At 36.5% G+C, this 22,802-nt stretch carries 18 protein-coding genes; 4 read left to right on the top strand and 14 right to left on the bottom strand.

The window, feature by feature from the left end:
• Nucleotides 1–45 precede the first annotated feature (45 nt).
• From ACFSQ0_RS09775 to uvrC, 9 genes are all read right to left on the bottom strand, one after another.
• On the bottom strand, nucleotides 46–486 hold the full coding sequence (locus ACFSQ0_RS09775) for a hypothetical protein (protein ID WP_379047588.1): 441 nt from the start codon (nucleotides 484–486) through the stop codon (nucleotides 46–48).
• A gap of 102 nt (nucleotides 487–588) precedes the next feature.
• Nucleotides 589–2,229, bottom strand: a complete 1,641-nt coding sequence (locus ACFSQ0_RS09770; RefSeq protein WP_379047585.1) for a choice-of-anchor J domain-containing protein — start codon at nucleotides 2,227–2,229, stop codon at nucleotides 589–591.
• A 14-nt stretch (nucleotides 2,230–2,243) separates the two neighbouring features.
• A complete protein-coding gene (locus ACFSQ0_RS09765) occupies nucleotides 2,244–4,784 on the bottom strand; it encodes a TonB-dependent receptor (RefSeq protein ID WP_379047582.1) in 2,541 nt (846 codons plus the stop codon).
• 110 nt (nucleotides 4,785–4,894) lie between these two features.
• Nucleotides 4,895–6,151, bottom strand: coding sequence for a peptidoglycan DD-metalloendopeptidase family protein (locus tag ACFSQ0_RS09760; RefSeq protein ID WP_379048820.1), 1,257 nt, complete (start codon nucleotides 6,149–6,151; stop codon nucleotides 4,895–4,897).
• Nucleotides 6,152–6,231: 80 nt separating this feature from the next.
• Entirely contained in the window at nucleotides 6,232–7,017 is a 786-nt protein-coding gene (locus ACFSQ0_RS09755) for a DUF3108 domain-containing protein (protein WP_379047579.1), read from the bottom strand.
• A gap of 275 nt (nucleotides 7,018–7,292) precedes the next feature.
• Nucleotides 7,293–8,462 (bottom strand): 4-hydroxyphenylpyruvate dioxygenase, encoded by a 1,170-nt coding sequence (gene hppD / locus ACFSQ0_RS09750; RefSeq protein WP_379047576.1) that lies wholly within the window; start codon nucleotides 8,460–8,462, stop codon nucleotides 7,293–7,295.
• 31 nt (nucleotides 8,463–8,493) lie between these two features.
• Nucleotides 8,494–9,651, bottom strand: a complete 1,158-nt coding sequence (locus ACFSQ0_RS09745; RefSeq protein ID WP_379047573.1) for a homogentisate 1,2-dioxygenase — start codon at nucleotides 9,649–9,651, stop codon at nucleotides 8,494–8,496.
• Nucleotides 9,652–9,800: 149 nt separating this feature from the next.
• Complete coding sequence (locus ACFSQ0_RS09740; protein ID WP_379047570.1) at nucleotides 9,801–12,050, bottom strand: patatin-like phospholipase family protein; 2,250 nt, start codon at nucleotides 12,048–12,050, stop codon at nucleotides 9,801–9,803.
• Nucleotides 12,043–13,839, bottom strand: coding sequence for an excinuclease ABC subunit UvrC (gene uvrC / locus ACFSQ0_RS09735; protein ID WP_379048818.1), 1,797 nt, complete (start codon nucleotides 13,837–13,839; stop codon nucleotides 12,043–12,045). Before uvrC ends, ACFSQ0_RS09740 begins: the two co-directional genes overlap by 8 nt.
• A gap of 196 nt (nucleotides 13,840–14,035) precedes the next feature.
• Between uvrC and ACFSQ0_RS09730 the strand changes: the two genes are divergently transcribed.
• The 4 genes from ACFSQ0_RS09730 to ACFSQ0_RS09715 are packed head-to-tail and all read left to right on the top strand — an operon-like array spanning nucleotide 14,036 to nucleotide 16,895.
• Nucleotides 14,036–14,473: an ATP-dependent zinc protease family protein gene (locus ACFSQ0_RS09730; RefSeq protein WP_379047567.1), complete on the top strand. Its 438-nt coding sequence runs from the start codon at nucleotides 14,036–14,038 to the stop codon at nucleotides 14,471–14,473.
• Between the two features lie 4 nt (nucleotides 14,474–14,477).
• Entirely contained in the window at nucleotides 14,478–15,350 is an 873-nt protein-coding gene (gene rimK, locus ACFSQ0_RS09725) for a 30S ribosomal protein S6--L-glutamate ligase (protein ID WP_379047564.1), read from the top strand.
• 3 nt (nucleotides 15,351–15,353) lie between these two features.
• Nucleotides 15,354–16,322, top strand: coding sequence for a succinylglutamate desuccinylase/aspartoacylase family protein (locus ACFSQ0_RS09720; RefSeq protein WP_379047562.1), 969 nt, complete (start codon nucleotides 15,354–15,356; stop codon nucleotides 16,320–16,322).
• A gap of 3 nt (nucleotides 16,323–16,325) precedes the next feature.
• Nucleotides 16,326–16,895: a 5-formyltetrahydrofolate cyclo-ligase gene (locus ACFSQ0_RS09715; RefSeq protein WP_379047559.1), complete on the top strand. Its 570-nt coding sequence runs from the start codon at nucleotides 16,326–16,328 to the stop codon at nucleotides 16,893–16,895.
• 43 nt (nucleotides 16,896–16,938) lie between these two features.
• Here ACFSQ0_RS09715 and ACFSQ0_RS09710 read toward each other — a convergent pair whose 3' ends face one another.
• The 5 genes from ACFSQ0_RS09710 to ileS all read right to left on the bottom strand — a co-directional run bounded on the left by ACFSQ0_RS09710 (nucleotide 16,939) and on the right by ileS (nucleotide 22,740).
• Complete coding sequence (locus ACFSQ0_RS09710; protein ID WP_379047557.1) at nucleotides 16,939–17,538, bottom strand: hypothetical protein; 600 nt, start codon at nucleotides 17,536–17,538, stop codon at nucleotides 16,939–16,941.
• 100 nt (nucleotides 17,539–17,638) lie between these two features.
• Nucleotides 17,639–17,845, bottom strand: coding sequence for a PLDc N-terminal domain-containing protein (locus ACFSQ0_RS09705; RefSeq protein ID WP_379047555.1), 207 nt, complete (start codon nucleotides 17,843–17,845; stop codon nucleotides 17,639–17,641).
• 339 nt (nucleotides 17,846–18,184) lie between these two features.
• Entirely contained in the window at nucleotides 18,185–18,790 is a 606-nt protein-coding gene (locus ACFSQ0_RS09700; RefSeq protein WP_379047552.1) for a lipoprotein signal peptidase, read from the bottom strand.
• Between the two features lie 163 nt (nucleotides 18,791–18,953).
• Nucleotides 18,954–19,337 carry a TraR/DksA family transcriptional regulator gene (locus tag ACFSQ0_RS09695; RefSeq protein ID WP_147861719.1) on the bottom strand — a complete coding sequence of 128 codons (384 nt, stop codon included), beginning with the start codon at nucleotides 19,335–19,337 and terminating at the stop codon, nucleotides 18,954–18,956.
• Between the two features lie 4 nt (nucleotides 19,338–19,341).
• Nucleotides 19,342–22,740, bottom strand: coding sequence for an isoleucine--tRNA ligase (gene ileS, locus ACFSQ0_RS09690; protein WP_379047548.1), 3,399 nt, complete (start codon nucleotides 22,738–22,740; stop codon nucleotides 19,342–19,344).
• Between the last annotated feature and the right edge of the window lie 62 nt (nucleotides 22,741–22,802).

The following is a 22,802-nucleotide window of genomic DNA, read 5'->3' as shown; positions in this document are numbered from 1 at the left end:
AGAAATTTAAGCAAAAAAAATCCGGTTAAACCGGATTTTTTTATTTTAAAACCATTGATTCCACGGAATCATCAGTAAAATAGCTATCAAAGCTAACGTATAAAAGATAGCTAATGTTTTTAATTTGGGTGTAGAAGATAACTTCTTTTTATGTTTCGAATAACCCATGGTAATTAAAACAACGGCAATAATCATAAGCGTAGGATGCTCTACATTATAAAGACGCAATAAAGGATCTTTCATTATTGTTCCCACGTCTAAGTTATCTTGAAACCAAAGTATTTTGGGCGATTTAAAAAACAAAACAATACCTAAGAGTAATTGAATGTGTGATGCAATAAGCGCAAATAAAGAAATTCTAAAATCATTGGGCGAATAACTGCGTTTTGTAAAATAGCCAGCTAGCGCGTTTATCGTTGCCAAACCGACTACGAGTAATACCAAATAAGCCCAAAAAGAGTGAAAATGAAATAAACCTGTGTACATTGTTTTTGTTGTAAATATACGGAATAATTTTAGGCAAAAAAGAATCGGTTCTTTTATTGCTAAAAGAACCGATTTAAAAAAATAGGCTAAATCAATTTAGGTTTACTCTTGTAAAACCCAAGCGCCATTTTCTTTGATTACATACATAGTATCTACACCAGAGCTACCATTGTAGTATGCATAAGAAACTGCGTATTTTTGACCTTCTTCGGCGTCGGGATTAATGTCATTTAAAACAACATTTATCGCCTCTAAAAGCATATCATTGGTCCAGAAGTTTTTATTACCCTCTCTTAAGTCAAAGTTTTTATATCTTCCTGCACTACTAGCCGGATCTGGGTATTTATCGGCTAACTCGCTTTCTATGGTTAAGTAATCAGCCTCAGTAAGCGTGTAATTAATGGTATTATCGGGTACCCAAGTACCATCTTCAAATCCAAACTGTAAGCTTACCTCTTGTACACTTTCGTAGCGGTTCCACATACCCATTTCATAGTAATAGTAATCACCGCGCGTTTGTGTTTCATCGCCATTATAGTAGTTATATACCAAGAATATAGCATCTCCTTCTTGAACGTATGGGAACATTTTATTCAAGAAAGCCGGAAGGTAATTTTCTGGTTTGTCTGAGCTACTAAAGTTATTATAACGTCCTGGGCTGCCCATTTCATCATAATCTGCCGCTTGTAAATAATAGGCCGCATCATCTTTTACCCACTCGCTACCATCAAACATATAAAAATGCTTGTAAGTATTGCTTTCACCTGTAATGCCAATGGTTTTAAGAGCAACGGTTTTTACTCTCCAACGAGCTGCATCTGATGCAGTAGACTCATACTTTAATGCAATGTTGATGGTCTCACCTTCATAAGCAGAAAAGTCATAATTTTCACTTAAAATAAAGTCATTACTCGAACCAGTTGGGGTGGTTGCCAAGTTAATTTCTGTCCAAGTCGCAGTATCTACATCATTTGTATAATCTGTAGCTACTAAAATCTTAAGTAAAGACATATCTGTTGCATAATTGATAGCTTGATCAATTTGGAAACGCAAATCGGTTTCATTGGTTAAATCAATGCTTGGCGATACCAACCAGTCAATGTTAGCCTGAGGTCCAGAATTAAATCCGTTTCCTTGAACATAATCTGTTCTAGACTCCCAACCTTCTGCTCCTAATTTATCTTCAATAGTCCATCCTTCTAAACTATTGGCGAAATTGTAGCTAATAAAATCGGCAAAACCAACAACAGGGTCCTCAGTATATTGATCATACTCTACCAATAACACGTCTCCTTCTTGAGCATTTGGCATTTGTGCACTTAATACTTGGTCTATACCTTGCTCAATATTCGCTTCTGGGTAAAATCCATTAGCGTCGCTACCGGTTAAAGCATAATCTGCTTTCGTAAGCTCATAATCCATAGCTCCTGTGTAGTCGCTTAATCCGTCTTTTCTACCTACATACAAGTTATAATTAACCATTACTGTAGATCCAGCACCCCAATATGGGTATTGGTTTTCTAAAACGGTAGGAATAAGTTGTTTTGCTTCGTCTTCAGAACTAAAGCTAGTAAAATCTAACTCTAAAAGATCTGTATAATCATCTTCGGTTAAGGTGTAGTTGGCCTCTCCTTTAACCGCTTCTTCTTGCGCATCTATTTCATCATGGATATCCTCCATCGGCTCACATCCCATAAAAAGGACACCAAGCAGCGCTGCGTATAAAAATTTTATATTTTTCATAAGTCTATGTGGTTTTAAAATTTAATTTTAGCCCCTAGGGTATAGGTTCTTCCAAAGCCGTACCATACTAAAGCATCTTGGTAACTTGAAGTTCTTCCATCACGGGCATCTGCGATATATTCGGTATCAAGTAAGTTGTTTACGTTACCAATTATCGTTGCATCTAAGCTTCCTAGCTTAAAGTTATGAACTAATCCTAAATCTACCAAACCGTAAGATGGTGCTTCCCAAGCTTGTTTACTATTAGCATTTGTACGGTTATTCGGATCGAAATCTGCGAAATAATCATCGTAGAAATTATAGTCTAAACGTAAGGTTGTGCTAGGTAAAACATCGTAGTCAACACCTAAACCAAGTGTAGTTTGAGCGGCATCTCCCACTTTCAGGTCTTCGATATAAATATCTATGGTATTTACTAGATTTTGCTCATCGTCAAAAATCTCTACTCCTTTTACATCATCTTGCCATTTCCAGTCACCAATAGAAGCCATTGCTCTAAGGGTTAAATTATCAAATGGTCTGTAATCTACATCTAATTCGATTCCTTGGTGAATTGCATTAATTCCTAAAATATTTGCACTACCAAAAGAACCATCTGGGTTATTAAAAGATCTAGTTAAAGTTCTATCTTTCCAATTGGTTCTATATAAGTTTAAATTCACGCGTAGGTTGTTAGCTCTATAACCGTAACCTAACTCGGCACTAAAAATCTTCTGATTTTCTGCATCTTCGTTGATGTCATTTTGAAAGTTTAAGAAAACCGCTCTAAAGAAAGGAGCTCTTTCAAAATATCCTACGTTAGCGAATACATTGTGGTGGTTATCAATGTTATAGTTTGCTCCACCTTTTGCGCTATAACCAAAGAAGTTTTGAAAATCTGTTTCTTGCTCTGGATCTGAATCTAAATAGTTGAAATAATCTATTCTTTTGTAAGAAGTATTAGAAGCAGCTAAAGATACAAAAGCAGACAAATCATTTTTAGAATACTCCGCTTGTGCGAAAACACCTTCCCAAAGTACAATACCATCGTTATAGTAACTTATCTTATCATCAACTTTAGCATTATTCACAGGATTGTTTACATTGCTGTCATCATTAAAAAACTGACCTCCTAATAAATCTTTAACACTCTGAAAGTGCTCTCCCTTATAATATCTTAAATCTACACCAGCCATTAAGTCGATATCATCTGTAAGTTCTGTGCTTAAAGTAGAAAGCGCACCGTACCAAGAATGGTTGTTGTTTGAATCTCTAATTATGGTCTCTGACCCTAAGGCGCCACGATCAACGTTTTCTTGTACAATTAGATCTAAATTTACAGGTTGTAAGTCTCCGTTTCTATAAGGCGAGTTATCTATACCAAATTTGTTGGTTCCAGAGTATCCACTACCTCCTCCTGTACCGAAAGAAGCATAAACAGCGGTAGATAAATCTGTTTTATCACTGATATTCCAAAAGTGATTTAAAGAGATTTGTGGCTTGTGATAGAAGTTATCTTCTACATTATATTCTTGACCATTTTTATACCCCCAATCTCTATTAAAACGAATTCCGCGTTCGCTGCGTTGAAAGGTTTCGATAAGCTCGCGGTTTTGGCGTTGCCCGTGTCTTTGTGGTGCACCAAAAGCCGTGAATGAAAGCTGGTGATCTTCTCCTATTTCTTGTGCTAAGTTCACAAAATAAGAATAACCTTCAAATTTTGTGCCGTCTACAAATCCGTTCCCAGATGTTTTTGAAGCTGAGATAGTTGCTGCAAAACCACTATCTAATCTTCCTGTAGAAACGGTTGCTCCAAATTTTTGATAACCATCGTTACCTGTTGTAGCAAAAAAGCTACCTCCTTTTTTAACATCGGTTGTTTTTGTAATAATGTTTACAGTACCACCAATAGAAGGAACAGCTACCTTTGAAGCTCCTAATCCTCTTTGCACCTGCATAGAACGTGTTACGTCTGCAAGACCTGCCCAGTTACTCCAGTATACTCTACCGTTTTCCATATCGTTAACGGGTACTCCATTAATCATTACGGCAATGTTCTCTGAGTTAAATCCGCGTAAGCGAAGTTCTGAATCTCCAAAACCTCCACCACCTTTGGTGGCATATACACCAGGAGTAGATTTTAAAATTTCTGGAAATTCTTGATTTCCTAATTTAGTCTCGATATCCTGTGCCTTAATTGTTGAAACCGCAACGGGTGTTTTTCTATCTATTGCCAAAGAATACGTTGTAATTAGAATTTCATCTAATGCGCTGTTGTCTGCCTCAAGGCTAATTGCCCCTAGATCTAAAGTTTGACCGTTTGTTAGGGTAAACGGAATTTCTTTTTTCTTAAACCCTACGTAAGAAACAACAAGTTTTCCCTTAGATTTGTCCGCTTTAAGCGAAAAGTTACCATCAAAATCTGTTGTTGCCCCTGTGTTGGTACCAAATACCATTACGTTGGCTCCAGGAAGTGGCGTGTTCATTTCTGAGTCGGTTACGGTACCTTTAATTGTACCTTGTGCCATCAAGAAAGATGTTACCAAGAACATCCCAACCAAAATTAAGTTTTTCATTTTAAAGACTAATTTTATTTATTTTGTCGCTGCAAAAGTAATCAAAAAAAGTCTTTTCCTTTTAGGAATTCTTAACAATAATATTAATTTAAGGTTAACGAATGTGAATTCTATAAATTTAGGTCGTCTAACTTGGCTGTTTTAATGTTGTCGAGTTCTTTCTTGATAGGTTCAATAGCCAAGAAATATTCTGGTTTTAGGCTTTCTTTTAAAGGTTCTGAACTGGGTAAGTTTTGTTTGTAAGGGTCAACTTGTTTACCATAAACCCAAAACCTGTAACATACGTGAGGGCCCGTTGCCAAGCCTGTACTACCTACAAAACCAATCACATCACCTTGTTTTACACGTTGGCCTACTTTCACGTTGCGTTTAGACATGTGCAAATATTGCGTGGTATACTTCTCATTATGCCTTACTTTTACATAATTACCATTACCACTGGTATAGCTTGATTTGATTACTACTCCATCTGCGGTTGACCAGATTGGCGTACCGTGAGGAGCAGCATAATCGGTTCCTTTATGAGCTTTCCATCTTTTTTGTACTGGGTGAAATCTTCTTTTGGTAAATCGTGAAGAAATTCTAGAAAATTGCAAAGGTGCTTTTAAAAAGAAGCTTTGCAAGGAGTTGGCTTCGTCATCATAAAATTTAGAAAAACCTGTAATGCTATCTTTCCCAAATTTAAAAGCGTAATAGGGATTGTCGTAATGGGTTAAAACAGCAGCTTCAATTCCGGCTAGACCGGCATAAATAGTGTCATTAATGTATTTTTCTTTGTAAATCACTTTAAAATGATCTCCTTTTTGAAGTTTAAAGAAATCTACCTTCCATTGGTACATACCCGATAGTTGATCGGCTAAAGCTAGGCTTAATCCTTCACGATCCATAGCAGCCGATAAAGAAGATGCGATTACCCCGCTAGCTTTTCTTCTTTTTATAGTGACTGGTTTTTTGCCTTTTACGGCATAGATGCTATCTCTTAAGAAAATAGTGGTGTAATTAATACGGTCATGCTCATAGACCAAGGCCTCAATTTGGCTGGTAGTGTCTTTTGCTTGTAAGACGGTAAAAGGTTTACCCGCATTAATACGGGCGACATTAAAAACATCTTTAATTTTATCTGCGATGATAAAAACTTCTGCGGGAGCCACTCCGTATTGATCTAAAATAGCGCCAAAGCTATCACCGGGTTTTATAGTATCCCGTTTGACATTATAATTGTTTAGCACCAAATTGTACTCTTTTATAACTTTAGGCTTCGCAACCTTTTTTTCAACAGGAACTTGTTCTTTTTTGTCGGATTCGCATTGAACACCTAAAAACGGAGCACTAAATAATAAGATGTAAAAGAGATATTTGGGCAAGATTTCTATTTTTTTACTGAATAGGTTAAGAAATTTCAAAAATATTTAATCCGTAGCTGAAATACAAAAACTAGTAGCTATTTTTACCGCTTCTGAAATCGAATGGGATGCTTAAGGTTTTTGTAGTCTTCTAAATCTGCTTCAAGAGAACCAACCGCCAATTTTGCTTTTATTTTTATAGGGGCTTTATTTTCATCATCACTCACCCAAAAAGTTAAACTTTCTTCTTCTTCAAACACTCGACCAGCCTGAACATAAGGTCTAAATTTAAGGGCTTGAACGTATCCGAATTTTGTTTTTACCCGGTCTCTACCTAGAAATACAGTCTTAAAAAGGTAATTTTCATTATCAAAAAATAAATTTAATTTGAAATCATCTCCTTCTTTTAAAGTTGATCTATCAATTTTCTCTCTTAAATAATAAAACACCGAGAGCATATCTTGAACATCAGGCTTGATAGCAAAATTTTCTTTTTTATTGTATTTTTTATCGTGCACGAGCACGGTTTTTTGATCGTGGTTAAAAAATAGTTCTTTGTTTTTGGTATGACCACCTTCGTTGATTTTGCGAATGAACCGCACTGGTTTTTTGCTTTGTTTATCTATAAAGGTTTGATAATCATCATCAACCTCAAAAAACAGGTGTAGCAAACCAGTTGACTTTCCTCGCCCTTGAACATGGTACACCTCTTTTCCTTCATATATTTGATCTTTTACACTTAGTGTGGCGTAGCTCGCATTAAACCAACCATAATGAATACGGAATTTAAAGTATTCACCACTTTCAAAGGCATTGAAATCTTGAGCTTGAGCTTTGAAAGAGAATATTATTACCCCTAAAAAGATAATTATTTTAAGTTTATTTATCATGAAACAAATTTTAAACTAAGTTTACAAGTACTGTTCCAAATTTAGGAAAACAAAAAACCCCACCAAATACATGATGGGGTTTTCCGCTTATTAACCAACTAAAACTTAAATTTATGAAAAAAATTCTTCAAAAATTACCTTCTAAGGAACCACCCTCAAAAGGCTCGGCAAAAGTACGACTATTTTGCAATGTTACAAGCTCTTAAATGCACTTTAACCTTTTTTTAATATAGTTAACAATTTATTAACAATGCAAATAAATATAAATGCCTTAATTAGCTTTTATCTAATGTACCTCTTAAAGCTTGTTCACGTTCAATAGACTCAAATAAGGCTTTAAAATTACCTGCTCCAAAGCCTTTTGCTCCCATTCGTTGTATAATTTCAAAAAACAAAGTAGGTCTGTCTTGTACGGGCTTGGTGAAAATTTGCAATAAATAACCTTCTTCATCGGCATCAACCATAATCCCTAGGCTTTTTAGGCGCTCTAAATCTTCCCGCAACTCATGGCTGAACTCCTCTAGTCTTCCCGGCACTGCTCTATAATATTCATCTGGTGGAACAGACAAAAACTCTACTCCTCGCGCACGCAAATCGGATACTGTTTTTATAATATCATCTGTGCTTACTGCGATATGTTGTACACCCGGACCTTCATAAAAATCTAAATACTCTTCGATTTGCGATTTTTTTATGCCTTCTGCGGGCTCATTGATAGGGAATTTTATACGACCGTTACCATTACTCATTACTTTACTCATTAAGGCAGAATATTCGGTATGTATCTGTTTGTCATCAAAAGACAAGAAATTTACAAATCCCATTACGTCTTCATACCACTTTACCCAAGTATTCATTTCATTCCAGCCCACATTACCTACCATATGGTCAATAAACTTAAGTCCAACAGGTTCTGGTTTAAAGTCTGACTCCCAATTTGTATAACCAGGCAAGAACGTACCCTTAAAATTTTTGCGCTCTACAAACATATGTACGGTTTCACCATAAGTATATATACCGGCCTTTACCACTTCACCGTTTTCATCTTTTTCTACTGTTGGTTCGAGAAAAGACTTTGCGCCCCTTTTTGTGGTTTCTTCATACGCTGCACGTGCATCTTCAACCCATAGAGCAATCACTTTTACCCCGTCACCGTGTTTAACAATATGGTCGTTTACTTTGCTTTTTGAATTTAAGGGTGAAGTTAAAACTAGTCTAATTTTATCTTGAACCAACACATAAGAAACGGTGTCTTTGCTACCTGTTTCTAAACCTTTGTACGCTAAAGATTGGAAACCAAAAGCCGATTTATAAAAATGGGCCGCTTGTTTGGCATTTCCTACATACAATTCAACATAATCTGTTCCTAAAAGCGGCAAAAAATCCTGCGCGCCATCAAAAATCTTTTCTAATCCGTAATTTACAGATTCTATCTTTTTACTCATTACAATTTAATTTTGTCTGTTGTTTTATTATTTAAGCCAACCAAGATTTAAAATAATCTTCATCGGCAATTTTCATAGCTTCCTCTGTTACTTGTAGCGGCTTAAAAGTATCTACCATTACCGCTAATTCTTCGGTTTTAACCTGACCTATACTTCGCTCTACCGCTCCGGGGTGCGGCCCGTGTGGGATTCCTGCAGGATGAAGTGAAATATGCCCAGCTTCAATATCGTTTCTACTCATAAAATCACCGTCTACATAGTACAGCACCTCATCGCTATCTATATTAGAATGGCTGTAAGGCGCGGGGATAGCCTCTGGATGATAATCATATAATCTAGGGCAGAAAGAGCACACCACAAAAGCATCTGTTTCAAAGGTTTGATGAACTGGTGGCGGCTGATGTATACGACCTGTAATAGGTTCAAAATCGTGAATTGAAAATGCATAAGGATAATTATAACCGTCATAACCTACCACATCAAACGGATGGGTGGCATAGGTCATATCAAAAATTTCTCCTTGCTTTTTTACTTTTATAAGAAAGTCTCCCTCTTCATCATAGGTTTCTAATTCATAAGGCTGCCTAATGTCTCGTTCACAAAATGGACTATGCTCTAATAATTGCCCAAAATGATTGCGGTAACGCTTAGGAGTGTACATAGGCCGGCTAGACTCTACAATAAACAAACGGTTTACCTCATCATCAAAATCAATTTTATAAATAGTTCCTCGTGGTATAAGTAAATAATCTCCGTACTTAAAATCAAGGTTACCCAATTGGGTTCTTAATTTACCCGAGCCTTGATGTATAAAAATCATTTCATCCTCATCGGCATTTTTATAAAAATACTCATTAGTACTTTGTTGAGGTGCTGCTAAGACAATACTACAGTCTGAGTTGGTTAAAACGGTTTTTCTACTCTTTAAAAAATCGGGTTCTGGTCGCGTTTGAAATCCGCGAAAGCGATAAGATTTAATATTGTTTTTAATGGCCACTTTTGGCTTCACGCTGTAAGGGTCTTTAACCGCCTTAACTTGAGTGGGTCTGTGCTCGTGGTACATATTTGAAGACATACCATCAAAACCTATAGTACCAAACAACTGCTCGTAATACAGTTTACCATTGGGTTTTTTGAAAATAGTATGTCGCTTGGGCGGAATTTTTCCTAATTTATGATAAAAAGGCATAGGTCAAATTTTAGTTTTAAGTTTGTTAAAATAAAGCTAATTTTACAAATATCGGTATTTTTATGGAATATATAAACCGAATTATAAACAGAGCAATGCTTTATTATTTTTTATAGTTTTTAGGTATGAAGCTATAAAAATAAAACCGCTTAGAACGCGTAGCCCAAACTAAAAAACCACTCGCTTTTACTGCGCTCGGGTGATTGAGTGTACCTTATCTCAATGGGACCCAAGATGGTTTCAAGGCCGTAACCAATAGAAAATCCTGTATAGTCTGGCAAGCTGAGCCAATTGCCGGTTTCAAACAAATCATTTTCTACATTGGCCATCGCATAGCCTAGGGTAAAATGATTTTTTGGGAAAAATTCTATATCAGCATCTATTTGACCCTTGATATAACTGTCTGCCGATAGGCTCACAAAATCATAACCATAAAAGGGTACAAAATTATTTATGGGTTGTGCGCCATACCCTCCTAACACAAAATCGAGGGCATCCATTCTGTTTTTACCGATCCTAAAACCAGCCTCAGAATCTACCTTAAATCGCAACCAAGGATTTACCGAAAAGGTATAGCCCAAATAACCACTAGCGATTGAAAACTCAGAAAACGTATAAGTTTCTTTTTGCGCGAATAAATACAAGTTAAAATCGGCTTTAAATTTAAAGCCTCGGGTAGGAAAATGAGCATCGTCAAAAGTATCATAGTACAAATAGCCAAGTGCACTGTAAACGTTACTCTCCTCTAAAATAGCAAAAGGTAAGGATTGTTGATTTTCTTCACCAAAAATGGTCTCAGTCTCAATTCTAGTGTATTTATGCTCTGCCCCTACACCAAACTTAAAGTGTTTAGATAAAAAGGTCTCGGCGTAGAATTGATTTGTAAAATCAAAATAATGTACATCTACCATGTTCACATCGAGATTGGGTATATCAATATTTTCGCTTATAGTGTTAAAGGCAACATTTTTATTGAATTGATTTACTCTTGAATTTAAACCTAAACTCCAGTAAACTCCTTTATCAAGATAATACTGAAAATCATACCTAAAATTATCTCCGGCAATACCGTCGAATGACAGAATATCATTCGAAAAGAGTAAACTTTTATGTGTAAAATTGACCAATGCAGCACTACGGTAGAGCTCATCAAAATGCAGTCCAAAACGCAAAAAAGTATCGGTCTTATTCTCGGTCACTTCCAGTATTAAATCAAATTTTTCATTTGGCTGCGGCAATAACCTATAGGTGATTCGCTTAAAATTTCCTGTAGCCGAAATATTTTGCAATCCCTCGTTGAGTTGGGTATAAGCTATTTGTTGGTTTTCATCAATTTTCAATCGACCCTTAATATAGTTTCGAGGATATTTACTACTTCCCATAATAGCAATATTCTGTATAAATAGGGAGTCTTTAGGCTGTAGAGCCATATGCCCGTGAGCTGATTGTTTTTGTTTTTTTGCAATTTCTTGAAAGATGGATCTATATTCTGCCGCCACTTTTTCACCTTCTTTTATAATTTGTTTTCCTTTATCAAAAGACAAAACAGTATAAGAACTTATATCTGGTTTTATATAAACATCTGTCTCTTGACGTTTCTCTTTCATGTCATAGATAGTCCTAAAATTGTTGATTTGAGTAAGAATTTCTAAAGCAGATTTCAACTTGTCTCTACTTACCAAACTATCTTGTACATCTACACCTATTACGTAATCTAAATTTTTTGCACGCAACAAGCGCACAGGGTAATTATTGGTTACCCCACCATCTATAAGTAATTTACCATCAATCTCTACCGGGCTAAATAAGGTTGGAAGCGCACCACTAGCACTTACAGCTTCGGGCAAACCGCCTTTATCTAGCACCACTTCTTTTCCTGTCTCAACATCGGTTGCTATGCAAAAAAAAGGTATGGGTAGTTTTGAAAAGTCTTTAACCTCTCTTACTGGGTGCATCAATTGGGCTAATAAATTATAAAAATTTTGTCCTTTCGAGAGGCTAGAAGGTAAACTCAATTTAAATTGATTAAACGGTAGGGTCAAGGCATAGCGCTCGGCATCATTCTTCTCGTAAAAAGACTTTGCATTTCTAGGAACTTGATCTTGTAGAAGTTGTTCAAAATTAACCGAATTGAAAATTGAATCAAGTTGGTTGGCCGTATAGCCTGTAGCGTATAAAGACCCTACAATAGCCCCCATACTTGTACCAGCAATGTAATCTACCCGCACCCCCGATTCTTCAATAGCTTTTAATACACCTATATGAGCAAGTCCCTTTGCACCGCCTCCACTTAATACTAATCCAACCCTTGGCTTTTCTGGTATAGGTTTATGCTCTTGAGCCATTAATTGTACCACCCAAAAACAACACATTAAGAATACAAGTGAAGGTTTATTCATGATTTTCATAAAATTGATATATCAGCTGGGCTTTTGCTAGTCCAACAACTTCTTGAAGCTCCTCAAGACTAGCTTTTTTTACTTTAGAAACCGAGCGGAAATGTTTTAGTAAACTTACTGCCGTTTTTTCACCAATACCTGGTATTTCTTCTAAGGCCGTACCTAAAGCAGCTTTACTACGCTTGTCTCGGTGAAAAGTAATACCAAAGCGGTGAGCCTCATTTCGTAATTGCTGTATAATTTTTAAAGTTTCTGATTTTTTATCTAAATATAAGGGATATTTATCACCTGGGTAAAACAATTCTTCCAATCGCTTGGCTATGCCAATTATTGCAATCTTACCGCGTAAACCTAAATCATTTAAAGCTTTTAAAGCCGAATTCAATTGCCCTTTACCCCCATCTATTATAATGAGTTGAGGCAAGGGCTGCTCTTCTTGAAGCAGCCTTTTGTACCGCCTAAACACAACCTCTTCCATAGAGGCGAAATCATCTGGACCTTCTACTGTTTTTATATTAAATTTACGGTAATCTTTCTTGCTGGGTTTCCCGTTTTTAAATACCACGCAAGCGGCTACAGGATTTGTTCCTTGAATGTTCGAGTTATCAAAACATTCTATATGCCTAGGTTCTTCATTGAGTCGTAGGTCTTTTTTCATTTGTGCCATTAGCCGATTGGTATGCCTATCTGGATCTACCATTTTCATTTGCTTAAATCGCTCTTGTCTAAAGTATTTTGCATTCCGTAAAGAAAGATCTACAATAGCTTTTTTATCACCCAACTTAGGTACGCTAACTTTTACTCCTTGTACGGTTTTTACAGGGAAAGGTACATAAATTTCTCGCGACATGGAGTTAAATCGTTGTCTGATTTCGGTAATGGCCAGCTCAAGCAATTCTTCATCGGTTTCATCGAGTTTTTTCTTGAGCTCAATAGTATGCGAACGTATGATACTCCCGTGCGCAATCTGTAAAAAATTCACATAACCATAACCTTCATCCGAAATGATCGAGAAAACATCTACATTGGTAATTTTAGGATTTACTACTGTGCTTTTAGCCTGATATTTTTCAAGTACCTCGATTTTCTCTTTGATGCGCTGGGCCTCTTCAAACTGCATATTCTCTGCATAGGCCTGCATCTGACTTTTAAACTGCTGTAGCGAATCTTTAAAATCTCCCTTTACAATTTGCCGAATATGCTCTATATTTTTACGGTATTCCGTTTCAGATTGTAGGTCTTCGCAGGGCCCTTTACAGTTTCCTAAATGGTACTCTAAGCACACCTTATACTTGCCTTGTTCTATCTTTTGCTTGGATAAATCAAAATTACAGGTTCGCAATTGGTAAAGCCCTCGAATAAGTTCTAATAACGTGTTTACCGTCTTAAAACTAGTATAAGGCCCGTAATATTCGCTGCCATCTTTTATTAATCTACGCGTAGGAAAAACGCGAGGAAAACGTTCGTTTTTAATGCAAATCCAAGGATAAGTTTTGTCATCCTTTAACATAACATTAAATCGGGGCTGGTATTTTTTTATAAGGTTATTCTCTAGCAACAATGCATCGGTTTCAGAGTTTACCACAATGTGTTTAATGGTTTTTATCTTCTTTACCATCACCGCTATGCGGTGGCTATCGTGCTTTTTATTAAAGTAAGAACTTACTCTCTTTTTGAGGTTTTTTGCTTTACCTACATACAAAATCTTCCCCGCCTTGTCATAGTATTGATAAACACCAGGGCTGCTGGGTAATGTTTTTACTTGTATCGTTAAATCTGGCTGCTCCATAGCCCAAATATACTGTATTTTCTTACCAACAAATAAATGTGATGAGCTCAATTAAAAAGAATTTGAAATATCAAATTTTCGAGTATTTTTGACAAAAAATAAAAGTATACGCTAGACGCTTCCGCGGAAAGCAATCTGCAAATTTTTATAAGCTTTAAATTTTAAGTACCTTTTCCTTTTTAATATTGTTTTGCCCATGAAAACCACCTCTTCGCCAATTATCATAGGAAGGTGTGATGTAGCCGATTTCCCTTTGTTAGCAATTAAAGACATTGCTATTAAAATTGATACAGGCGCTTATACCTCATCTATACACTGCAAAGACATTCAGGTAAAGGAGAACAAATTGCATTGCGTATTTTTAGACCCTGAACATCCCGAATATAACGGCAAATCTTTTGTTTTTGATCAATTTAAACAAAAGAAGGTAAAAAGTAGTAACGGGCAGGTGCAACTGCGTTATTTAATAAAAACCCGTATTTGCCTATTTGAACAAGAATACCCAATAGAATTAACCTTAAGCGATCGAGAAGAAATGAGTTTTCCTATTTTAATTGGTCGTAAATTTTTAACGCATCGCTTTATAGTTGATGTTAGCAAAGAAAACCTATCAAAATTGAATAAACCCCACTAATGGTATGAATATTAAAATCCTCTCTAGAAATCCCAAACTATACTCTACCCAACGTTTGGTTGAAGCAGCCAAAAAAAGAAAACATGAGGTAGAGGTTATAGACCCCTTAAAATGCGATATTGTCATTGAAAAGCGTAAACCCAATATTTATTATAAGGGTAAATACCTAGAACACGTAGATGCGGTAATTCCTAGAATTGGCGCCTCGGTTACTTTTTATGGAACTGCTGTAGTTAGACAATTTGAAATGATGAACGCTTTTACCACGACGGGGTCTGAGGCATTACTGCGTAGTCGTGATAAACTGAGAAGCTTACAGTTGCTGTCTAAAGCAAAAATTGGTTTACCAAAGACCGTTTTTACCAATTATTCTAGAGACGTTGAAGGGGTTATTAATCAAGTGGGCGGCACCCCGTTGGTGATTAAATTATTAGAAGGCACCCAAGGATTAGGAGTTGTTCTAGCCGAAACTAAAAACGCAGCCAGGTCTGTAATTGAAGCTTTTAACGGCTTGCAAGCTCGTGTAATTGTTCAAGAATTCATCAAAGAGGCTAAAGGTGCCGATATTCGGGCTTTTGTAGTAGATGGGCACGTAGTAGGTGCGATGAAGAGACAAGGAAAAGAGGGTGAGTTTAGATCTAATTTGCACCGTGGCGGTTCTGCAGAAATCATAGAACTTTCTGATGAAGAAGAAGTAGCCGCCGTTAGAGCCGCAAAAGCTATGGGACTTGGCGTAGCTGGAGTTGACTTGCTGCAAAGCTCTCGCGGCCCGTTGATTTTAGAGGTCAATTCTTCTCCGGGTTTAGAAGGTATAGAGAAAGCTACCAACAAAGATATCGCTAAAAGCATCATTAGGTTTATTGAAAAAAATGCATAAATTTTGGGTGAGCTAGATCAAAATAATGTACTGCACTTGTTAGGGCAGACAATTCAGCCCGGTGAAAGTGCACGTCTTAATTTTAACTCGGCCAAACTATTTACAGCAAGCCCTGTAGAAGTACCCGTAATTATTGAACGATCAAAAAAGCCAGGGCCCATTGTCTTATTCACCGCTGGTGTTCACGGCGATGAAATAAACGGAATAGAGGTAGTGCGCCAACTTATTTCGAGAAAAATAAATAGACCTAAAATAGGAACCATAATTTGTATTCCTGTTTTTAACGTTTTTGGTTTTTTAAATTTGCAAAGGGAGTTTCCTGATGGAAGAGATCTAAACCGAGTTTTCCCGGGCTCAAAAAAAGGTCCGCTTGCCTCGCGATTTGCCTATCAATTTACCCAAGAAATTTTACCAGTAGTTGATTATTGTGTAGACTTTCATACTGGTGGAGCTAGTCGATTCAATGCTCCGCAAATACGTATTAGAGAGAATGATGAGCAATTATTAGAATTGGCTCATATTTTTAATGCTCCTTTTATAGTTTACTCGAGTACTATTAGCAAATCTTATCGCGCATCTTGCTACCAAGCCAATATTCCGACCTTGTTATTTGAAGGAGGAAAATCTCTAGATAACAACAAACAAATCACCCAAATTGGGGTGCAAGGTTGCCTACGTTTATTAGATCACTTAGGTATGTTAAAAGGTTCATTTGATTTAAAACCTGCCAGCAAACCTCCCATTTTGGTAAGCCAAAGTAAATGGATACGCGCCGCGCATAGTGGTTTACTGCATTTAAAGGTGGCTTGCGGAAAAAAAGTAGATCAAGGTGAGGTACTTGCCCAGATTACAGATCCATACGGATCGTTTAGATATACGGTAAAAGCTAGGTCATCGGGTTATATAATAAACGTAAACGAATCGCCTATTGTCTACCAGGGCGACGCTTTGTTTCATTTATCTATTTCTTAATATATGACAAACAAGAATCAAATCCGTAAAGTATACAAAAAAAAGCGCCAGGCGCTAACTAAGGAATTATTGGAAGAAATGAGCTTAGCCATAGCAAATAAGGCGGCCCAATTACCTATATGGGATTTTTCTTTTTACCATATTTTTTTACCTATTGCAAAACAAAATGAGGTGAATACAGAGTTTATGTTGCACTTGTTGCAGGGTAAAGATAAAAATATAGTACTGGCTAAAAGTGATTTTAAAAATTTTACTTTACAGCATTTTTTGCTTACGGATACGACTAAAATAAAAGTTAATGCCTATGGTATACCAGAACCTGTTGATGGAATTGCAATTCACCCACAACAGATTGAGGTGGTGTTTATGCCGCTTTTAGCTTTTGACCTTAACGGAAATAGAATTGGTTATGGAAAAGGATTTTACGATAGATTTTTAAATGAATGCCAAGCCAACACAATTAAAATTGGACTTTCTTTTTTTGAGGCAGAAGAAAAAATAAATGCCGATGGATTTGATGTACCCCTAGATTATTGCATTACGCCTGGCAAAACCTATCGTTTTAAGCATTAAAAAAGCCAACCGAAAGGCTGGCTTTGAATTGGTGAACTTTAGTTTAAAAACTGTATCCAATACGTATATGCAAGTCTAAAAACACATCGTCTTTATCTACCTTGTATAAGTATTTATCTTCATCTATAAAAGCGCGCACATAACCAACACCTAAGCCTAACTCGTAGTTAAAATGCTTACCTATGCTGCGTCTAATTCCCCATTTGGGTACGATTCTTATCTGATCGATAACCTCGAGATTATCTACATTAGACACTACAAACCAATTAGGGTTATAAGCTGTTTGAATAGCCAAAAAGTTTCCGCTATTTTTAGATGTTTTACGTTTTTTTACCGCTCTTTTCTTTAGGTTATAATACCATCTTGGCTCCGCCGATATCACCGGCGCTAAAGCATAATTTACCCGGTTGTTTTCTTGGTAAATACTACCACCAAAAGCGGCCATATCGAGGCCAACTTCTGTTCTTAACGCCAAAGTGTTACTCAAGCCAAATTCGTATTGCCCCCAAACCCCTAAAAAGCCCGTTTGAACACTAAAAAGACCGTCTTCTACTTGACCTTCGTTGTTATTTGTTTGAGCGTATAAGGCATTTTGGGTATACAGCAATGAAAATACCCCAAGGATAAATAATTTAGTTTTCATGGTCTATTTTTATATAGGTGTTAATCAAGTTAGACTCAAGACTTTCGTCATAAGTTGCTAAAACTAGTGTTTTTTTGTCACTGTAAGTATAAAATACCTTTTATTTTTTATCAAATAATTTGAATTTCGCAATTGCCACTGTACTTCCTAAAATTGGCATTAAAAAAACTAATAGGACCCATAAAATTTTAGAAAGTCCTCTGTTATCTTCTTTAGAAGATTTAAGTATTAAAAAAATACTATAAGCAATATATAATACTAGAAGACTAAATAAAATATAAGCATAGGCTGAATTATAAAATATCATAACACTTTAATTATTTGAGAATTAGCTATATTAGTTTCTTTAAAATTTCCACTCATGTGGCCAAACGCGGAACTAAGCTAAAAAAAAAAAAAAAAAAACGAAACATCCAAGTTTTACCTTACAAAATAGGTTTTTACCAGATTAATTTTGATTCAATAAAATTTAGGGAAACCTGTTTTATCTTAACCATATTAATTCTACCCAATAGTAGTCAGTTTTACTATAAGCAGTTTGTAAAAAATACATATACTTAATCAAGAATATTGACTAAAATAGGTTTCGTTTTTTGAAATTACAGCGTGCAGACTCACAATTGAGAATAGTAATGTTCTAAAATGCCTAGTTGTCTTCTTTAGGAAATGCTTTTTTATTAAAAAGAATCAATAAAATAACCCCTACGGTAATAGCGGAGTCTGCGATATTAAATACCGGCTCAAAGAACGTAAAATAATCGCCGCCCCAGAAAGGAATCCATTCGGGTAGCACCCCGCTCCATAACGGGAAATAAAGCATATCTACCACTTTTCCGTGAAACAGCGTGGCATAGCCTCCATTTTCAGGCATAAAGCTAGCCAATTGATTTATGCTATGGTCAAAGATAATTCCATAAAAAACAGAATCGATAATATTACCCAGGGCTCCCGCGAAAATAAAAGCGATACATATAATTAATATTTTTGAGGCTTGTTTTTTTACCGAGTCATACAACCAATAGCCAATGCCCGCAATGGCCACCAATCTAAAAAGGGTCAAAAACAATTTACCATATTCTCCTGGTATTTGAGCGCCCCAAGCCATTCCATTATTCTCAACAAACAGAATTCTAAACCAATTAAATACAAAAATTTCTTCACCCAAAACAAAATGAGTTTTGATATAAATTTTTGAAACCTGATCAATCAGTAATATAATAAAAATAAGAAGTCCCGCTTTTTTAAGTGACATGGTGTGCAGTTTAGTTGCCGTAAAAATACAAGATTATTTATAAATCTTATACTCAGAAATCAACTCAAATGAATTTAAAATGAAATGTATTTCTACAAATGATACAAAAAAGGTTTCGTTTAAAATGAATTCAAACGAAACCTCTTATAGAATTTTCTGTTATTTATTTTTGCATATTTTTTGCCTCAATACTTAAAGTAGCATGGGGCACGAGTAATAATCGTTCTTTTTTAATCAATTTGCCTGTTACCCTGCAAATACCATAGGTTTTATTCTCTATACGAATCAAAGCGTTTTTTAGATCACGAATAAACTTCTCTTGTCGAATAGCCAATTGTGAGTTGGCTTCTTTACTCATTACCTCGCTTCCTTCATCAAAAGCTTTAAAAGTAGGTGAAGTATCATCTGTACCATTAGAACTATCGTTCATATAGGCACTTTTATACAGTTCTAACTGCGCTGAAGCCTTTTCAATTTTCTCTAAAATGATGGCTTTAAATTCTTCTAAATCGGCATCACTATACCTTTCTTTAATCTCTGTATTCATAGTTTTATTTTTTTACAGCAAGACGGGTGTTTACATCGTCAAAGCTCACTTCTAACCCATCTTTAATCTCATCAACAAGTTCGAGTTTTGCTGTGAGTGTTTCGTTTTTAATATAAGATTCATTAGCTAAGACAGCCTGCTCGACCAGTCCGTCTTTTTGTATTTTTACTTCAATTTTATCGGTAACCTCAAATCCAGAATCTTTTCTCAAGTTTTGAATTCTGTTCACCAGCTCTCTGGCGATTCCTTCTTGTTTAAGTTCTGGACTAATATGCACATCTAGCGCTACGGTTAAACCGGATTGCGTAGCAACCAACCAGCCCTCTATATCTTCTGAGGTGATTTCTACGTCATTCAGCTGCAAAATAGTTAATTTCCCATTAACTTCTAAATTAATTTCACCTTCCTTTTCTAATTTGGCAATTTTATCCGCCTCAAGGCTACTAATAGCAGCCACAACAGCCTTCATTTCTTTTCCAAATTTAGGTCCAAGGGTTTTAAAATTAGGTTTAATTTTTTTAACCAATATTCCCGAAGTGTCATCAATCAATTCAATCTCTTTTACATTTACCTCAGATTTGATTAGGTCTTGTACCGCCAATATTTCTTCTCTAACGCTCTCGTCTAATACAGGAATCATCACGCGTTGAAGTGGCTGCCTTACCTTTATCATTTCTTTCTTTCTTAATGATAACACCAAACTAGAAATTACTTGTGCCTTTTTCATTCTATTTTCAAGTGCCTGATTAATCATAGTCGCATCAGACGCTGGAAATGTGCTTAAATGTACACTTTCTGGCGTATCTGCTAGTGAAACCGCTGTTAAATCTTTGTAAAGTCTGTCCATATAGAATGGCGCTATCGGTGCCGCTATTTGGGCCACTTTTAATAAACAAGTATATAAGGTTTGGTAAGCCGATATTTTATCTTCTTGGTATTCACCTTTCCAGAATCTTCTTCGGCATAGACGCACGTACCAGTTACTTAAATTTTCTTGTACAAAATCTGAAATTGCCCTTGCAGCCTTGGTAGGCTCGTAGCTAGCGTAATAAGTATCTACTTCTCTGATTAAGCTATTTAGCTCAGACAATATCCAACGATCAATTTCGGGTCTTTTGGCTAGAGGAACCTCCTGTTCTTTATAGGTAAACCCGTCTATATTGGCATAAAGCGCGAAAAAAGAATAGGTGTTGTACAAGGTTCCAAAAAACTTGCGACGTACCTCTGCGATACCTTCGAGGTCAAATTTTAAATTATCCCAAGGGTTGGCATTGCTTATCATATACCATCGCGTGGCATCTGGACCATAAGTAGATAACGTCTCAAACGGATCTGCAGCATTGCCTAATCGCTTAGACATTTTTTGTCCGTGTTTATCTAACACCAAGCCGTTTGACACTACATTTTTATAGGCTACATCATCAAAAACCATGGTAGCGATGGCGTGTAAGGTATAAAACCAACCTCGGGTTTGATCTACCCCTTCGGCAATAAAGTCGGCTTTTCTTAGTGTTGCTTCGGTGGCTTGCTTATTTTCGAACGGATAATGCCATTGGGCATAAGGCATAGCTCCAGAGTCAAACCAAACATCTATCAGGTCGGCTTCGCGTTTCATTGGCTTGCCACTTGCCGAAACCAATACAATTTTATCGACCACATTTTTATGTAAATCGACTTGATCGTAATTGGCATCGCTCATATCGCCCACCACAAAATCTTCAAAAACATCTTTATCCATAAAACCAGCTTCTACCGAGCGTTTCATTTCGGCTTTCAACTCTTCTATAGAACCAATAATAATCTCCTCTCTCTTATCTTCTGTACGCCAAATAGGTAGCGGAATACCCCAATATCTCGAGCGCGATAAGTTCCAGTCATTGGCATTGGCTAACCAATTACCAAACCTACCCTCACCGGTCGAAGCGGGCTTCCAATTTATGGTAGTATTTAATTGGTGCATGCGATCTTTTACCTCGGTTACTTTTATAAACCAAGAATCTAGAGGGTAGTATAATATAGGTTTGTCTGTACGCCAGCAATTTGGGTAACTGTGCACATACTTTTCTACCTTAAAGGCTTTATTTTCTTCTTTAAGCTTAATGGCTATTTCAACATCAACCGACTTGTCGGGGGCCTCTTCGGGGGTATAATATTCATTTTTTACATACTTTCCTGCCAATTCTCCCATCTCGGGTCTAAATTTACCTTGTAAATCTACTAAAGGCACTAAATTCTCTTGCTCATCTAGCACCAACATAGGAGGCACAGGCGGATTAGCTTGTTTGGCCACCAGCGCATCATCTGCTCCAAAAGTGGGCGCGGTATGTACAATACCTGTACCGTCTTCTGTGGTCACAAAATCACCTGCAATAATTCTAAAGGCATTTTCTGGAGTTTCATAAGGTTGTGCATAGGGTAGCAATTGCTCATAACGAATACCTACTAAATCTTTACCTAGGTAAGTGTTGGTTACCAAATAAGGTATTTTTTTATCTCCTTGTTGAAAATTAGCCAAAGCTTCCTCATCTTCAACGCCAACATATTTTTTATCAAATTGCTTATTCACCAAATTCTTGGCAACTACTAAGCTAACTGGCTCATATGTGTATTGATTGTAGGTTTTAACCACTACATACTCAATTTTTGGACCTACTGTAAGTGCGGTGTTACTTGGGAGTGTCCAAGGAGTGGTAGTCCAAGCTATAAAGTACAGGTTTTCATAGTTGGCTAAATCGGCAGGAAGACTGCTTGCTATAGCTTTAAACTGTGCCGTTACCGTAGTATCGGTAACATCTTGATAAGTACCAGGCTGATTTAGCTCATGTGAGCTTAAACCTGTCCCTGCTTTTGGTGAGTAAGGCTGAATGGTATAGCCTTTGTATATAAGTCCTTTTTTATAAATTTCAGACAGTAACCACCACACGGTTTCCATGTATTTAGGCTTATAAGTAATATAAGGATCATCCATATTTACCCAATAGCCCATTTCTTCGGTAAGTTTTGACCAAACATCGGTATAGCGCATCACGGCATTTTTACAGGCTTGGTTATATTCTTCTACAGAAATTTTAGAACCGATATCCTCCTTAGTAATGCCCAACTCTTTTTCTACCCCTAACTCTACGGGCAAACCGTGGGTATCCCAGCCGGCTTTACGGTTTACCTGAAAACCCTTTTGTGTTTTATATCGGCAAAATATATCTTTAATACTTCGCGCCATAACATGATGAATCCCTGGTAAACCATTGGCAGAGGGCGGACCTTCAAAAAAAACAAAAGGCCGATTACCTTCTCTGGTACTTACACTCTTTTCAAAAATTTGATTTTCTTTCCAATAGCTCAGTATCTCTTGTGCTACTACTGGTAAATCCAGTTGCTTGTATTCGGTAAAATTTTTACTCATGGCGCTGTCTTTCAAAATAAATTGCGAAATTAAGGATTTTTGTTTAACCTGATAATGAACAA

It is taken from the genome of Mesonia sediminis, assembly GCF_042684705.1.
Classification (GTDB): Bacteria; Bacteroidota; Bacteroidia; order Flavobacteriales; family Flavobacteriaceae; genus Mesonia; species Mesonia sediminis.
This window is presented reverse-complemented; position numbering and strand designations above follow the sequence as displayed.

Bases quoted from the DNA above. Each gene is read 5' to 3' on its own strand.
- ACFSQ0_RS09715 (WP_379047559.1), top strand. From the start codon at position 16,326: ATGACAAACAAGAATCAAATCCGTAAAGTATACAAAAAAAAGCGCCAG.
- ACFSQ0_RS09740 (WP_379047570.1), bottom strand. From the start codon at position 12,050: ATGAATAAACCTTCACTTGTATTCTTAATGTGTTGTTTTTGGGTGGTA.
- ACFSQ0_RS09695 (WP_147861719.1), bottom strand. From the start codon at position 19,337: ATGAATACAGAGATTAAAGAAAGGTATAGTGATGCCGATTTAGAAGAA.
- ACFSQ0_RS09705 (WP_379047555.1), bottom strand. From the start codon at position 17,845: ATGATATTTTATAATTCAGCCTATGCTTATATTTTATTTAGTCTTCTA.
- ACFSQ0_RS09775 (WP_379047588.1), bottom strand. From the start codon at position 486: ATGTACACAGGTTTATTTCATTTTCACTCTTTTTGGGCTTATTTGGTA.
- uvrC (WP_379048818.1), bottom strand. From the start codon at position 13,839: ATGGAGCAGCCAGATTTAACGATACAAGTAAAAACATTACCCAGCAGC.
- ACFSQ0_RS09745 (WP_379047573.1), bottom strand. From the start codon at position 9,651: ATGCCTTTTTATCATAAATTAGGAAAAATTCCGCCCAAGCGACATACT.
- ACFSQ0_RS09770 (WP_379047585.1), bottom strand. From the start codon at position 2,229: ATGAAAAATATAAAATTTTTATACGCAGCGCTGCTTGGTGTCCTTTTT.
- ACFSQ0_RS09730 (WP_379047567.1), top strand. From the start codon at position 14,036: ATGAAAACCACCTCTTCGCCAATTATCATAGGAAGGTGTGATGTAGCC.
- ACFSQ0_RS09710 (WP_379047557.1), bottom strand. From the start codon at position 17,538: ATGAAAACTAAATTATTTATCCTTGGGGTATTTTCATTGCTGTATACC.
- hppD (WP_379047576.1), bottom strand. From the start codon at position 8,462: ATGAGTAAAAAGATAGAATCTGTAAATTACGGATTAGAAAAGATTTTT.
- rimK (WP_379047564.1), top strand. From the start codon at position 14,478: ATGAATATTAAAATCCTCTCTAGAAATCCCAAACTATACTCTACCCAA.
- ACFSQ0_RS09755 (WP_379047579.1), bottom strand. From the start codon at position 7,017: ATGATAAATAAACTTAAAATAATTATCTTTTTAGGGGTAATAATATTC.
- ileS (WP_379047548.1), bottom strand. From the start codon at position 22,740: ATGAGTAAAAATTTTACCGAATACAAGCAACTGGATTTACCAGTAGTA.
- ACFSQ0_RS09765 (WP_379047582.1), bottom strand. From the start codon at position 4,784: ATGAAAAACTTAATTTTGGTTGGGATGTTCTTGGTAACATCTTTCTTG.
- ACFSQ0_RS09700 (WP_379047552.1), bottom strand. From the start codon at position 18,790: ATGTCACTTAAAAAAGCGGGACTTCTTATTTTTATTATATTACTGATT.